Raw genomic sequence first — 13,808 nt, 5'->3', positions numbered from 1 at the left:
TCGCGTTGGTTGGGTTGGCGGCCCGCTAACCCTACAATGACCGGGTCGTGACGGTTGGGTTCGCCGAAGCGAACCCAACCGACAGTTCCTGCTACGCCCTCGCCCCGACCACGCCTTCCAGCGCCGCCACCAGCAGCGCCGGCGGGGTCTGGACCGAGGCGTGGACCGGCGGCTGCACCGGCGCCGGCCGGCGCGTCAGCTCGCGGAAATAGCATAGGACGAAGACCCTGAGCGCCCCGGTCAGGCCGCTGCCCTTGCGGGCGGCGTCGATCCGGGTGCAGATCTCGTTCAGACCGATCTGCTCGCGCGCGCAGATCTCCATCAACCCGTCCCAGAACACGACTTCCATGCGGACGCTCGTGCGTCGTCCTGCGACCGTCACGTTGCGGCAGATCGACAGCGGATCCGCGTCGCGGGCTTGAGCTCCATTATGGCCCATCGTCACCTTTCCGGGCCCGCAGCCCCGGAAAGCCGGGCCATGGGCGACATCAAATACACAGGAGTATGTCGAATAATTACCGCTTCCGAGCAAAAAGGTGAACTGGCGATTGCGCTTTTACGTTCCGGCGCGTTGCGCTTAGTGTCGCGGCGTAGCCGCGACGGGGGGCGCTTAGTGTCGCGGCGAGGCCGCGACGGGGGGCGCTTAGTGTCGCGGCGCGTGCGCGGCGTCGGCGCAGATCTCGAATTCGGCCTGCACCGTGGCGTGGTCGACGCCGAAGCGATCGCGCAGCAGGCGGGTCACCGCGCCGATCGCCTGGTCGGAATCGGCACCCTCGCGCAGCCGTGCATGCAGCGTCACCAGCGGCCGGTCCGGCGTCAGGGTCCAGGCATGGACGTGATGCACGTCGATCACCGCCGGCACCTCGGCCAGGATCGCCTGGGCCAGCACCGCCTCGTCGATCCCGCCGGGCGTCCCCTCCACCAGCACATGGCCGGATTCGCGCAGGATCGCCCAGGCGCTGCGCAGCACCAGCAATGAGACCAGGACCGACAGGATCGGGTCGATCGGCGTCCAGCCGGTCAGGAGGATCACGGCCCCGGCGGCGAGCGCGCCGACCGAGCCGAGCAGGTCGCCCATCACATGCAGCGCGGCGCCGCGCAGGTTCAGATTGCCGCGGTCGCCGCCCTGCAGCACCCGGAAGGCGACCAGGTTGGCCGCCAGCCCGGCGGCGGCGATGCCGATCATCAGCCCGCCCTCGACCGGCGCCGGGGCGGCCAGCCGGCCGGCGGCCTCGACCACGATGGCGACGACCACCGCCAGCAGCACGATGCCGTTGGCGAAGGCGGCCAGCACCTGCACCCTGCCATAGCCATAGGAGCGCCGGGCGTCGCGCGGCCGCCGCGCCATCCGCGCCGCCAGCCAGGCCAGCGCCAGCGCCGCGGCGTCGGTCAGCATGTGGCCGGCATCGGCCAGGAGCGCGAGGGAGTTGGCGATCCAGCCGCCCGCCGCTTCGACCAGCATGAAGCCGGCGGTGATGGCCAGCGCGATCAGGAGCCGCCGCTCGCCATCCGCCCCGTCCGGCATGCCGTGATGATGGGCATGGCCCGGCCCGTGGTCATGCGCCGCATGATCATGGCCGGAGTCGGGCCCGGGCGAATGGTCGTGCGGCATTCCGGCCTCCGGAGGATGCGAATCGCTCGCGCCAGTCTACATCCGGCACTCCGCCATGAAAAACCCGCCTCCATGCCGGTTGCGCACCCCCTACCGCTATGTTAGATGACGGCGCGCCGAGCGTAAGGGGTGGGCCTCGGACAGCCCTCTGTTGTGCGATAGAGCCCCCCGAACATTCGGTGGTCGTGGCCTCCTGCCACGATCGAAACAAACGATCGAGGGACGATCGGTGGCAGCCACAGGGTCAGGAATTTCCGGCCTCGCATCCAGCTACGCGACGGCGCTCTACGCACTCGCCGATGAAGGCAAGGCGCTCGACCAGACCGCGGACGACCTGCGCGGCCTGAAGACCGCCCTGGCCGAAAGCGAGGATCTGCGCCGTCTGGTCCGCAGCCCGCTCTTGTCGCGCGACGTGCAGGGCAAGGCGATGGCGGCGGTGCTGGAGCGGGCGAACGTGTCCGACCTGGTGCGCCGCTTCATCGGCCTGGTGGCGCGCAACCGCCGCCTGTTCGCCCTCGACGCCATGATCGACGCCTTCCTGGCCGAGCTGGCCCGCCGCCGCGGCGAGGTCGCCGCCGAGGTCACCGCCGCCGCGGCGCTGACCGACCGCCAGACCGAGGCGCTGGTCGACCAGCTCAAGAAGGCCATGGGCGCCAAGGTCCAGGTCAATGTCAAAATCGATCCCGCGCTGCTCGGCGGGATGATCGTCAAAGTCGGCTCGCGCATGGTCGACAGCTCCCTGCGCACGAAACTGGCCAAGCTGCAGCTCGCGATGAAGGGGACCGTCTGATGGACATCCGTGCCGCCGAAATCTCTGCGATCATCAAGGACCAGATCGCCAATTTCGGGACCGAGGCCGACGTCGCCGAGGTCGGCCAGGTGCTGTCGGTCGGTGACGGCGTCGCCCGCGTCTACGGGCTGGACAACGTCCAGGCCGGCGAGATGGTCGAGTTCCCGGGCGGCATCAAGGGCATGGCGCTGAACCTCGAGACCGACAATGTCGGCATCGTGATCTTCGGCGAAGACCGCGCCATCAAGGAAGGCGACACGGTCAAGCGCACCGGCGCCATCGTCGAGGTCCCGGTCGGCCGCGGCCTGCTGGGCCGCGTGGTCGATGGCTTGGGCAACCCGATCGACGGCAAGGGCCCGATCGCCGACGCCAAGATGAGCCGCGTCGAGGTCAAGGCCCCGGGCATCATCCCGCGCAAGTCGGTGCACGAGCCGATGCAGACCGGCCTGAAGTCGATCGATGCGCTGACCCCGGTCGGCCGCGGCCAGCGCGAGCTGATCATCGGCGACCGCCAGACCGGCAAGACCGCCGTCGCCATCGACACCATCCTGAACCAGCGCGAGATCAACAAGTCCGGCGACGAGAGCCAGAAGCTCTACTGCATCTACGTCGCCATCGGCCAGAAGCGCTCGACGGTCGCCCAGATCGTCAAGACGCTCGAGGAATACGGCGCGCTGGAATACACCATCGTCGTCGCGGCGACCGCGTCCGAGCCGGCGCCGCTGCAGTTCCTGGCGCCCTACACCGGCGCCGCGATGGGCGAGTTCTTCCGCGACAACGGCATGCACGGGCTGATCATCTATGACGATCTGTCCAAGCAGGCCGTGGCCTACCGCCAGATGTCGCTGCTGCTGCGCCGCCCGCCGGGCCGCGAGGCGTATCCGGGCGACGTGTTCTACCTGCACAGCCGCCTGCTGGAGCGCGCGGCCAAGATGAACGACGAGCACGGCAACGGTTCTCTGACCGCCCTGCCGGTCATCGAGACCCAGGCCGGCGACGTGTCGGCCTACATCCCGACCAACGTGATCTCGATCACCGACGGCCAGATCTTCCTCGAGACCGGCCTGTTCTACAAGGGCGTCCGCCCGGCCATCAATGTCGGCCTGTCGGTCAGCCGCGTCGGCTCCGCCGCCCAGATCAAGGCGATGAAGCAGGTCGCCGGCCGCATCAAGCTCGAGCTCGCCCAGTACCGCGAGATGGAGGCCTTCGCCCAGTTCGCCTCGGACCTCGACGCCTCGACCCAGAAGCTGCTGGCCCGCGGCGCGCGCCTGACCGAGCTCCTGAAGCAGCCGCAGTTCAGCCCGCTCCCGGTCGAGGAGCAGGTGGCGTCGATCTTCGCCGGCGTCCGCGGCCATCTCGACAGCGTCCCGACCAACCGGGTGCCGGATTTCGAGAAGGGCCTGCTGGAGGCGCTGCGCGACGAGGGCGCCGCCATCCTCGAGGCGATCCGCAACGAGAAGCAGATCTCGCCGGAGAACGAGGAGAAGCTGACCAGCTTCATCGTCAACTACGCCAAGACCTTCGTCTGAGCGGCAGTCGTTCCCACCACATCGATTGAAGGCGGGGCGCCATGCCGTCGTTGAAGGACCTCAGGAACCGGATCACCAGCGTCAAGTCGACGCAGAAGATCACTGCGGCCATGAAGATGGTCGCGGCGTCGAAGCTGCGCCGCGCCCAGGAGCAGGCCGAGGCCGGCCGGCCCTATGCCGACCGGATGGAGCGGATGCTGACCGGCCTGGCCGCCGTCGCCAAGACGGCGGGCCAGGGCCCGAAGCTGATCGCCGGCACCGGCAAGAGCGACGTGCACCTGCTGCTCGTCATCACCTCGGACCGCGGCCTGGCCGGGGCGTTCAACGCCACGGTGATGCGCGAGACACGCAAGCAGATCCGCGAGCTGCAGGGCCGCGGCAAGACGGTGAAGCTGTTCACCGTCGGCCGCAAGGGCCGTGACAACCTGCGCCGCGACTATGCCAACCTGATCGTCGAGAGCGTGATCGACATCGGCCGGCCGAAGCTGGGCTTCGCCGACGCCAACGGCATCGCCGACCGGATCCTGGCGATGTTCGAGGCCGGCGACTTCGACGTCTGCTCGGTCGTCTACAACAAGTTCAAGTCGGCGATCGCCCAGATCATCACGGTGCAGCAGCTGGTGCCCGTGGCGTTGCCGGCCGTGGCCGAGGACACCGCGTCGAACATCGTCTACGAGTTCGAGCCGAGCGAGGAGCAGATCCTGGCGGAGCTGCTGCCGCGCAACCTGGCGATCCAGATCTACAAGGCGCTGCTCGAATCCGCCGCCTCCGAGCAGGGCGCGCGCATGACCGCGATGGACAATGCGACGCGCAACGCGGGCGACATGATCAAGCGGCTGACGCTGGTCTACAACCGGACCCGCCAGGCCTACATCACCAAGGAGCTGATCGAGATCATCTCGGGCGCCGAAGCCGTCTAAGCCGCCCTGTTGATCCACCGATCGCTTGAAGACAGTTCGAGGAGCGTGAACACCATGGTCGAGACCCAGACCGGAAGCAACGTCATCGGCCGCATCAGCCAGGTTCTGGGCGCCGTGGTGGATGTCCAGTTCGATGGCGAGCTGCCCGCCATCCTGAACGCCCTGACCACCGAGATCGGCGGCAGGACCCTCGTGCTCGAGGCGGCGCAGCATCTCGGCGAGAACACCGTGCGCTGCATCGCCATGGACTCGACCGACGGCCTGGTGCGCGGCAACAAGGTGCACGACACCGGCAACGCCATCTCGGTGCCGGTCGGCCCGGAGACGCTGGGCCGCATCATGAACGTGATCGGCGAGCCGATCGACGAGCGCGGCCCGATCAACGCCAAGCAGCATTTCCCGATCCACCGCGCGGCGCCGGAATTCGTCGACCAGGCGACCGAGGCCGAGGTGCTGGTCACCGGCATCAAGGTCGTCGACCTGATCGCCCCCTACGCCAAGGGCGGCAAGATCGGCCTGTTCGGCGGCGCCGGCGTCGGCAAGACGGTGACCATCCAGGAGCTGATCAACAACATCGCCAAGGCGCATGGCGGCGTGTCGGTCTTCGCCGGCGTGGGTGAGCGCACCCGCGAGGGCAACGACCTGTATCACGAGATGATCGACTCCGGCGTCATCAAGCTGGGCGAGGACGGCTCCAAGGTGGCCCTCGTCTACGGCCAGATGAACGAGCCGCCGGGCGCCCGCGCCCGCGTCGGCCTGTCGGGCCTGACCGTCGCCGAGTACTTCCGCGACGTCGAAGGCCAGGACGTGCTGTTCTTCGTCGACAACATCTTCCGCTTCACCCAGGCGGGCGCCGAGGTGTCGGCGCTGCTGGGCCGCATCCCGTCGGCCGTGGGCTATCAGCCGACCCTGTCGACCGACATGGGCACGCTGCAGGAGCGCATCACCTCGACCACCAAGGGTTCGATCACCTCGGTGCAGGCCATCTACGTGCCCGCCGACGACCTGACCGACCCGGCCCCGGCGACCTCGTTCTCGCACCTGGACGCGACCACGGTGCTGAGCCGCGCGATCTCCGAGCTGGGCATCTACCCGGCGGTGGACCCGCTCGACTCGACCTCGCGCATCCTCGACCCGCGCGTGGTCGGCCAGGAGCACTACGAGGTGGCCCGCGCCGTGCAGCGCACGCTGCAGGAGTACAAGGCGCTGCAGGACATCATCGCCATCCTGGGCATGGACGAGCTGACCGAGGAGCAGAAGCTGACCGTGGCCCGCGCCCGGAAGATCCAGCGCTTCTTCAGCCAGCCCTTCCATGTCGCCGAGGTGTTCACCGGCACGCCGGGCGTGTTCGTCCCGGTCGAGGAGACGGTCCGCGGCTTCAAGGGCATCGTCAACGGCGACTACGACCACCTGCCGGAGGCGGCGTTCTACATGGTCGGCACCATCGACGACGCCATCGCCAAGGCGAAGAAGCTCGCCGAAGCCGCCTGACGCCTGTAGCAGCCTAGCCGGGGACATCCATGGCCGAGAAATTCGCCTTCGAACTGGTCTCGCCCGAGAAGCTGCTCGTGGCGCAGCAGGTCGAGATGGTGGTCGTCCCCGGCGGCGACGGCCATTTCGGCGTGCTGAAGGGGCACATGTCGATGCTGTCGACCATCCAGCCGGGTGTGATCGACGTCTATGAGCAGCGCAGCGCCATCTCCAGCCGCCTGTTCGTCACCGGCGGCTTCGCCGAGGTGACGCCGGAGCGCTGCACCGTGCTGGCCGAGGAGGTGGTGCCGGTGGCCTCGCTGGACCGCGCCAAGGTCGAGCAGGAGCTGCGCGACGCCGAGGAGGATGTGGCCGACGCCAAGACCCCCGGCGACAAGGCGGTGGCCGAGCGGGCGCTGAAGCTGGCCCGCGCCAAGCTGACCGCGGTCACCCGCGGCGCCGCCGGCCACGCCTGAGCCGACCGCTGAACGGTTGAATCGGAAAGGGCCCTGAAAGGGGCCCTTTTTCATGGAACAGACGCCTGCCAATAGTTGGGTTCGCGTGCCGCGAACCCAACCTACGGAATCGTGAGCGCCTCGAACAGCAGGCGGGTCGGCACCAGCCGGGCGGGCTGGCCGGGGACGAACCAGACGATGGCGTTCTGGCCGAATTCCTCTGCCAACGCCGTCAGCTCCCCGACCGGCATGTCGAGCACCAGAAGCCCCTGCTCCGGCGGCCAAGCGCCGTCCAGCCCGGCGCCGGTGTGCGGCACGGCGTCGAGGCCGCGCCGGCGCACCGCCTCGGCCAGGCGCTGCCGCGCCGCCGCGTTCTCGACCGCGGGCGCCAGCCGGCTGCGCGGGTTGTCGGCGGTGACGAAGCCGGCGCCGGCCGCGCCGCGGCCGGCCAGCCATGCCTCCGCTTCCGGATTCCGCCGGTCGATCCGCACCTCGCGCTCGGCGCCGTCGGCGTCGAACAGGTAGCGGGTGCCGCGATAGGCCTCGAGCAGCCGGATGAAGTCCGAGAGATCCATCGCCCGCTGCCGCCGGCGATCCGTCAGCCGGCCCGTTCCGTCGTCGGGTCGATCATCTTGCGGATCTCGGTGATCCTGGTCGCCGGAAAGCCGCTGATCTCGGCGTGCCTGCGGATCACCTCCTCGTCGCGGGCGAGGTAGACGCAGAAGGTCTTGTTGTCCGCGACATAGCTCTCGACCCACTGGATGTCGGGGCCGATCTGCCGCAGCGCGTCGTTGGACTTGGCCGCGGCGCCGCGCAGCTGTTCGCGTTCGAGGGTGCCGACGTCGGGGATGTCGCGCTCGATGATGAACTTGCGAAGGGCCATGGGTTCCTCCCTGATCCGGCGTGTCGCCTCGCTTGATCTAGGCCGCGGCGGCGCTCAGTACAGCCCGCCCGTCCCGGTCGTGGCGTCGGGCACGCTGTCGCCGAAGCCGGTGTCGCCGCCCTCGCCGGTGGCGGCGCCGCTGCCGTCGAGCCGGTCGAGGGCGTAGCCGGTGCCGGGCTCGGTGCCGGGGCGGAACGCCTCCCAGATCGTGTCGCCGCCGCTGCCATAGGCGGGCTGGCCGGTCAGCCGGTCGATCTTCACCAGATTGACCCCCGGCGGGATGCGGAAGGGCGGCACGTCCTTGCCCTGCAGCGCCGCGGACATGAAGTCGCGGAAGATCGGCAGGGCGGCGGTCGATCCCCACTCGCGCGCGCCGAGCGTCTTCGGGTCGTCGAAGCCGACATAGATCGCAACCACCAGGTCGGGCGCGAAGCCGACGAACCAGGCGTCCTTGGCATCGTTGGTGGTGCCGGTCTTGCCGGCCAGGGTGAAGCCCAGCTTGTTCAGCGCCGAGGCCGTACCGCGCTGGACCACACCCTGCAGGATCGAGGTGATCTGGTAGGCCGAGACCGGGTCGGCGATCTGCTCGCGCGTGTCCGGGATCGCCGGCGTCGCCTGGTCGGCCCAGGGCTGGCCGCAGCTGTCGCAGGGCCGGTCGTCGTGCCGGTAGATGGTGCGGCCGGTGCGGTCCTGGATCCGGTCGATGAAGGTCGGGATCACCTTCTTGCCGCCATTGGCGATCTGGGCGAAGCCGGTCGCCATCTGCAGCGGCGTGGTGGCGCCGGCGCCGAGCGCCATGGAGTAGAGCAGCGGCATGTCCTTGTAGACGCCGAACCGCTCCGCCGTGTCCTTCACCTTGTCGAGGCCGACCGCCTGGATCAGGCGGACCGTCATCAGGTTGCGCGAGCGTTCGACGCCGACGCGCAGCGGCATCGGCCCGAGGAACCGCCGGTCGTCGTTCTCCGGCGCCCAGTCGGTGGTGCCCGTGTCGATCGTGATCGGGGCGTCGTCGATGATGGTGGCCGGGGTGTAGCCGGCCTGCAGCGCCGTCAGATAGACGAAGGGCTTGAAGGTCGAGCCCGGCTGCCGCACCGCCTGGGTGCCGCGGTCGAACTCGCTCATCGCGTAGTCGTAGCCGCCGGTGATCGCCAGCACCCGGCCGGTGTTGGGATCGAGCGCCACCAGCGCGCCCTGCACATTGGGGATCTGGCGCAGCCCGAACTCCTGCGGCACCGCCTTGTCCTCCGGCACCGGGCCGGTCGGCTCGACCAGGATCACGTCGCCCTTGGCCAGCACGTCGGACGGCTTCCGCGGCTCGGCGCCGACCGTCTGGTTCTCGCGCCAGGGCCGGGCCCATTTCATCTCGGCGAAGGGGATGGTGCCGCGGCTCCTGTCCGAGAAGCCGATGCCGGCGGCCTTGGCGTCGACGTCGAGCACCACCGCCATCTGCCAGTCGCCGGCGCCGGCCGGCCGCTCGATCGCGGCGAGCTGCCCGGCCCAGTCGTCGAAGCCCTCGATCTTCTTCAAGGGGCCGCGCCAGCCGTGCCGCTGGTCATAGCTGCGCAGGCCGTTGCGCAGCGACTGGTCGGCGAGGTCCTGCAGATGCGGGTCGAGCGAGGTTCGCACCGACAGGCCGCCCTGGTAGAGGGCGTCGTTGCCGTAGAGGCGCTGCAGCTCGCGCCGCACCTCCTCGGCGAAGTAGTTGGCGCTGACGAACTCGATCTGCCGCCGATCCTTGGTCACCAGCGGCTCGGCCCGGGCGGCGTCGGCCTGCTCCCGGGTGATCGCGCCGTCCTCGAGCAGCCGGCCGAGGACGTAGTTGCGGCGGTTGACGGCCGCGTCCAGCCGGGTCTTCGGGTCGTAGCTGCTGGGCGCCTTCGGCAGGCCGGCCAGGAAGGCGGCCTCGGAGATCGTCAGGTCCTTCAGCGGCTTGTTGAAATAGGCCAGCGACGCCGCCGCCACGCCGTAGGCGCCGCGGCCGAGATAGATCTGGTTCAGGTACAGCTCGAGGATCTGCTGCTTGGTGAAGGCGCTTTCGATGCGCAGCGCCAGCAGCACCTCGCGGATCTTGCGGCTGATCGCCCGGTCCGGCGTCAGGAAGAAGTTGCGCGCCACCTGCTGGGTGATGGTCGAGGCGCCTTCGACCCGCCGGCCGGAGGCATAGTTCTGGATCGCGGAGATCCCGGCCCGGGCGATGCCCTGCAGGTCGACGCCCGGATGGTCGTAGAAGCGCTGATCCTCGGCCGAGACGAACGCCTGGGCCACCAGCGGCGGGATCGCCCCGAACGGCACGAACAACCGGTTCTGGCTGGCGTACTCCGCCATCAGCCGGCCGTCACCCGCGTGCAGGCGGGTGGTGATCGGCGGCGCGTATTCGGCCAGCTGCGCCGTGTCCGGCAGGTCGCGGCCGAAATAGCTCGCGGCCGCGAAGACCCCGACCGCCGCGATGACGAGGAGGAGGATGAGGGAGGATAGGAGCCAGCCGATCAGGCGCATCGGACCTTGGGGAGCAATGGATGGACGGCGACAGCCGCCCCGGAGCGGCGGGGCGGCCCCGCGAGACCGGCCTCGACGCAGAAGCGGATAGGCCGCGATTGTGTTCCGTTGATGACCACGGGGGCCGGGGCGGCCTCTGTTACCATAGCGCCGACCGCGAGTCAGGCCCCCGTGGCGCCGCGACTGGCCAAGAGGCCCCTACCGCCGAAATCTTCCATTGTCGAGAGTGCGGTGCGTCGGTATCGTGGCGGCGCGACAGTCTGCCTGATCGGTCGATCGGAGATCCGGGTTCCCCCGGGTTTTTGGGTCGGCCGCGCGGCAGCGCATCGATTTCCGCCGTGGAACGCCTCGTCGAACGGCCGGCATGCGATGCGCAGCCGCGGATGTCGGGCGACATCGAGGATCAACTCGAAGCCGTGCCCCGGCGCATCCGCGCCGGACCGGTGGTCGCGAACCCTCCCGTCTGGCCTGCTGCGAAGCGCCGTTCTCGGGTGATCACGGTTCGCGTCCCCGGCGGCTTCGGCAGGACAATGACGCGCCGCGGCCCCGTCGGTCGCGCGGGGCCGGCGGCAGCGTCGCCAGGGTTTGTACATGGCTAAAAGAATGCTGGTGGACGCCACCCATGCGGAAGAAACGCGGGTGGTGGTGCTGGACGGCAATCGGCTCGAGGAATTCGATTTCGAGACCGAGGCCAAGAAGCAGCTGAAGGGCAACATCTACCTGGCCAAGGTGACGCGGGTCGAACCCTCGCTCCAGGCCGCCTTCGTGGAATATGGCGGGAACCGGCACGGTTTCCTCGCCTTCTCGGAAATCCATCCCGACTACTACCGGATCCCGATCGCCGACCGCGAGGCCCTGCTGGCCCGCCAGGCCGCGGAGGCCGACGAGGCCGAGGCCGTCGAGGCGAAGCCGGCCGAGCCGGCGTCCCGCCGGCGCCGCGGCCGTGACCGCCGCCCGGCCCGCGCCGAGGCCGCCGAGACCGGCCCGAGCGAGGCGATCGAAGCCGGCGATGGGGTGGCGGGCGAGGTGATCCACGCCGAGGCCATCGCCGAGGACAGCTTCGGCGAGACCCTGTCGACCGAAGGCGACAGCGGCCCGGTCGCGCTGCTGGCGCCCGCCGAGGCGCCGCGGGGCGACGACCCGAGCACGGCCGAGGGCGAGAACGGCAACGACCATGACGGCGGGCAGGAGCCCGTCGAGGTGCTGGGCGGCGACGAGGCCGAGGAGGCCCGCGACCGCCGCTCGAAGCTGCCGAACTACCGCAACTACAAGATCCAGGAGGTCATCAAGCGCCGGCAGATCATGCTGGTGCAGGTGACCAAGGAGGAGCGCGGCAACAAGGGCGCCGCGCTGACCACCTACCTGTCGCTGGCCGGCCGCTACTGCGTGCTGATGCCGAACACGCCGCGCGGCGGCGGCATCAGCCGGAAGATCGCCAATCCCAAGGATCGCAAGAAGATGAAGGCGATCATGGATGACCTGGAGGTGCCGGAGGGCATGGCCGTCATCCTGCGGACCGCGGGGCTGGAGCGGACCAAGCTGGAGATCCGGCGCGACCTCGACTACCTGCTGCGGCTGTGGGATTCGATCCGGCAGACAACGCTGCAGTCGACCGCCCCCTGCGCCATCCATGAAGAGGCGGACCTGATCAAGCGGGCGATCCGCGACCTCTATTCCAAGGACATCGAGGACGTTCAGGTCGCCGGCGAGGAGGGCTACCGCACCGCCAAGGACTTCATGCGCATGCTCATGCCGAGCCATGCCAAGAAGGTCCAGCCGTACCAGGACGAGAACGTCCCGCTCTTCCACCGCTTCAACGTGGAAGGCCAGATCGATGCGATGCACAGCCCGGTGGTGCAGCTGCGCTCCGGCGGCTACATCGTCATCAACCCGACCGAGGCGCTGGTCTCGATCGACGTCAACTCCGGCCGCTCGACCCGCGAGCGGAACATCGAGGAGACGGCGTACAAGACCAACCTGGAGGCCGCCGACGAGGTGGCGCGCCAGCTGCGCCTGCGCGACCTGGCCGGGCTGATCGTCATCGACTTCATCGACATGGAGGACGACCGCCACAACAAGGCGGTCGAGCACCGGCTGAAGGAGGCGATGCGGCAGGACCGCGCCCGCATCCAGATCGGCCGGATCAGCGCCTTCGGCCTGCTCGAGCTGTCGCGCCAGCGGCTGCGCCCGAGCCTGATGGAGACGCATTTCGAGACCTGCGCCCATTGCGGCGGGCTGGGCATGACCCGGACCACCGGCTCGGCCGCGCTGTCGGTGCTGCGCGCGATCGAGGAGGAGGGCATCCGCAAGCGCGCCTCCGAGATCACCGTGCATGTCGCCACCGCGCTGGCGCTGTACCTGTTCAACCAGAAGCGCGACGCCCTGGCCGACATCGAGCGGCGCTACGGCGTGCGGGTGATGATCGAGGCCGACGACAGCCTGATCCCGCCGGCGCACCGGATCGAGCGCACCCGCGCCCGCAGCGCCGAGCTGCCGGCCCCGGCCGCGCCGGTCGACAACGCCGCCCGGATCATGGCCGAGACCGACGCCGCGCTGGAGGCCGAGGCGGAGGAGATCGAGGACGAGGCGGAAGAGGAGGTCGCGGAGGTCCGCGAGCCGGCGCGCCAGCCGCAGCAGCGCCCGGGCCAGCCGCCGCAGCATCACGGCCAGCAGCAGGCCGATGGCGAGGGCCGCGGCCGTCGCCGCCGGCGGCGCCGCGGCCGCCGGCGCGGCGGCGAGGACGGGCATCGCCCGGACCAGCCCGCGCAAGTCGCCGCTGACGGCAGCTTCGGATACGACCCGCGCGACGAAGCCGAGGAGGGCGCGCCCGAGGATCAGGCAGCCGAGCCGTTCACGGTCGAGGCCGCCGACGCCGTGAGCCATGCCGAGCCGGTCGAGGAGGCCACCCCCGTTGCCGCCGAGCCGGCCGCACAGGCCGAGCCGGCTGTTGCCGAGGCCGCGGAGGCTCCGGCGGCCGAGGCTGCCGACGACGAGGCCAAGGGCCGCCGTCGCGGCCGTCGCGGCGGTCGCCGCAAGAAGACGGACGAGGCCGAGCCCTTCGTGCTGGAAGCCGCCGACGCCGCCAGCCATGCCGAGCCGGAGGCCGTCGCGGCGCCGGAGACGGTTGCGGCCGCCGAGGCCGTGATCGCGCCCGAGCCCGCCCCGGCCGAAGCCGCTCCGGCGGAGGCTGCCCCGGCGGAAGCTGCCCCAGCGGAAGCTGCGGCGCCGGCCGAGGAGGCGCCGAAGCCGAAGCGTCGCGCCCCGCGCCGCAAGAAGGCCGAGGTCGCCGTCGAGGCTGCGGCCGAACCCGCCGCCGAGCCCCCGGCTCCGGCGCCGGAGCCCGAGGCGGCCGCGCTCAACGGCGCCGTGCCCGAGCCGGCGCCGGCCGCGACGGAATCCGAGCCTGAGCCCGAGGCCCCGGCCGAGAACCTGGCGGTCGAGGCCAATCAGGTGGTGAACCAGCCGCCCGAAGCCCCGAAGCGCGGCTGGTGGCGCCGCGGCGCCTGAACCCGGCCGACGGTTTGGATCAGAGAGCCCGCCCGGGGAACCGGGCGGGCTTTTTCGTGTGCGCCAGGCATGGCGCGAGGTGCGAGAGCACCGAGAGCCGGGAGTGGTGCCCCGGTTTGTGACTTGGAGGTGAGAGTCCTCTGCGG

Annotated in this window: 11 protein-coding genes; 6 read left to right on the top strand and 5 right to left on the bottom strand. The window is 70.1% G+C overall.

What is annotated here, in order from left to right; all coding sequences use genetic code 11:
* Window positions 1–91: 91 nt before the first annotated feature.
* Window positions 92–439 (bottom strand): ribbon-helix-helix domain-containing protein, encoded by a 348-nt coding sequence (locus tag ACFW16_RS35105; protein ID WP_380313752.1) that lies wholly within the window; start codon window positions 437–439, stop codon window positions 92–94.
* Between the two features lie 204 nt (window positions 440–643).
* The gene (locus ACFW16_RS35100; RefSeq protein WP_380313751.1) at window positions 644–1,612 is read right to left on the bottom strand and encodes a cation diffusion facilitator family transporter; all 969 of its coding nucleotides are present in this window, start codon (window positions 1,610–1,612) and stop codon (window positions 644–646) included.
* Between the two features lie 229 nt (window positions 1,613–1,841).
* On the opposite strand from ACFW16_RS35100, the gene ACFW16_RS35095 reads away from it, so the two are divergent.
* From ACFW16_RS35095 to ACFW16_RS35075, 5 genes are read left to right on the top strand one after another with little or no spacing between them, the layout of a single operon-like run.
* Window positions 1,842–2,402: a F0F1 ATP synthase subunit delta gene (locus tag ACFW16_RS35095; RefSeq protein ID WP_380313750.1), complete on the top strand. Its 561-nt coding sequence runs from the start codon at window positions 1,842–1,844 to the stop codon at window positions 2,400–2,402.
* The gene (atpA, locus tag ACFW16_RS35090) at window positions 2,402–3,931 is read left to right on the top strand and encodes a F0F1 ATP synthase subunit alpha (protein ID WP_380313749.1); all 1,530 of its coding nucleotides are present in this window, start codon (window positions 2,402–2,404) and stop codon (window positions 3,929–3,931) included. The genes ACFW16_RS35095 and atpA overlap by 1 nt, the downstream gene beginning before the upstream one ends.
* Before the next feature lie 41 nt (window positions 3,932–3,972).
* A complete protein-coding gene (locus ACFW16_RS35085) occupies window positions 3,973–4,851 on the top strand; it encodes a F0F1 ATP synthase subunit gamma (protein WP_380313748.1) in 879 nt (292 codons plus the stop codon).
* A 54-nt stretch (window positions 4,852–4,905) separates the two neighbouring features.
* Window positions 4,906–6,342, top strand: a complete 1,437-nt coding sequence (atpD, locus tag ACFW16_RS35080; protein ID WP_380313747.1) for a F0F1 ATP synthase subunit beta — start codon at window positions 4,906–4,908, stop codon at window positions 6,340–6,342.
* A gap of 29 nt (window positions 6,343–6,371) precedes the next feature.
* Window positions 6,372–6,797, top strand: coding sequence for a F0F1 ATP synthase subunit epsilon (locus ACFW16_RS35075; protein ID WP_380313746.1), 426 nt, complete (start codon window positions 6,372–6,374; stop codon window positions 6,795–6,797).
* A gap of 101 nt (window positions 6,798–6,898) precedes the next feature.
* Here ACFW16_RS35075 and ACFW16_RS35070 read toward each other — a convergent pair whose 3' ends face one another.
* Genes ACFW16_RS35070 through ACFW16_RS35060 form a run of 3 tightly spaced genes read right to left on the bottom strand, consistent with a single transcriptional unit; the run spans window position 6,899 to window position 10,155 of the window.
* Complete coding sequence (locus tag ACFW16_RS35070; RefSeq protein WP_380313745.1) at window positions 6,899–7,351, bottom strand: DUF3293 domain-containing protein; 453 nt, start codon at window positions 7,349–7,351, stop codon at window positions 6,899–6,901.
* A gap of 23 nt (window positions 7,352–7,374) precedes the next feature.
* Window positions 7,375–7,659 (bottom strand): DUF4242 domain-containing protein, encoded by a 285-nt coding sequence (locus tag ACFW16_RS35065; protein ID WP_380313744.1) that lies wholly within the window; start codon window positions 7,657–7,659, stop codon window positions 7,375–7,377.
* 54 nt (window positions 7,660–7,713) lie between these two features.
* On the bottom strand, window positions 7,714–10,155 hold the full coding sequence (locus ACFW16_RS35060) for a penicillin-binding protein 1A (RefSeq protein ID WP_380313743.1): 2,442 nt from the start codon (window positions 10,153–10,155) through the stop codon (window positions 7,714–7,716).
* Window positions 10,156–10,746: 591 nt separating this feature from the next.
* On the opposite strand from ACFW16_RS35060, the gene ACFW16_RS35055 reads away from it, so the two are divergent.
* Window positions 10,747–13,662, top strand: a complete 2,916-nt coding sequence (locus ACFW16_RS35055; RefSeq protein WP_380313742.1) for a ribonuclease E/G — start codon at window positions 10,747–10,749, stop codon at window positions 13,660–13,662.
* The last annotated feature ends 146 nt before the right edge of the window (window positions 13,663–13,808 follow it).

Origin of the sequence: Inquilinus sp. NPDC058860 (genome assembly GCF_042743185.1) — a bacterium.
Classification (GTDB): Bacteria; Pseudomonadota; Alphaproteobacteria; order DSM-16000; family Inquilinaceae; genus Inquilinus.
This window is presented reverse-complemented; position numbering and strand designations above follow the sequence as displayed.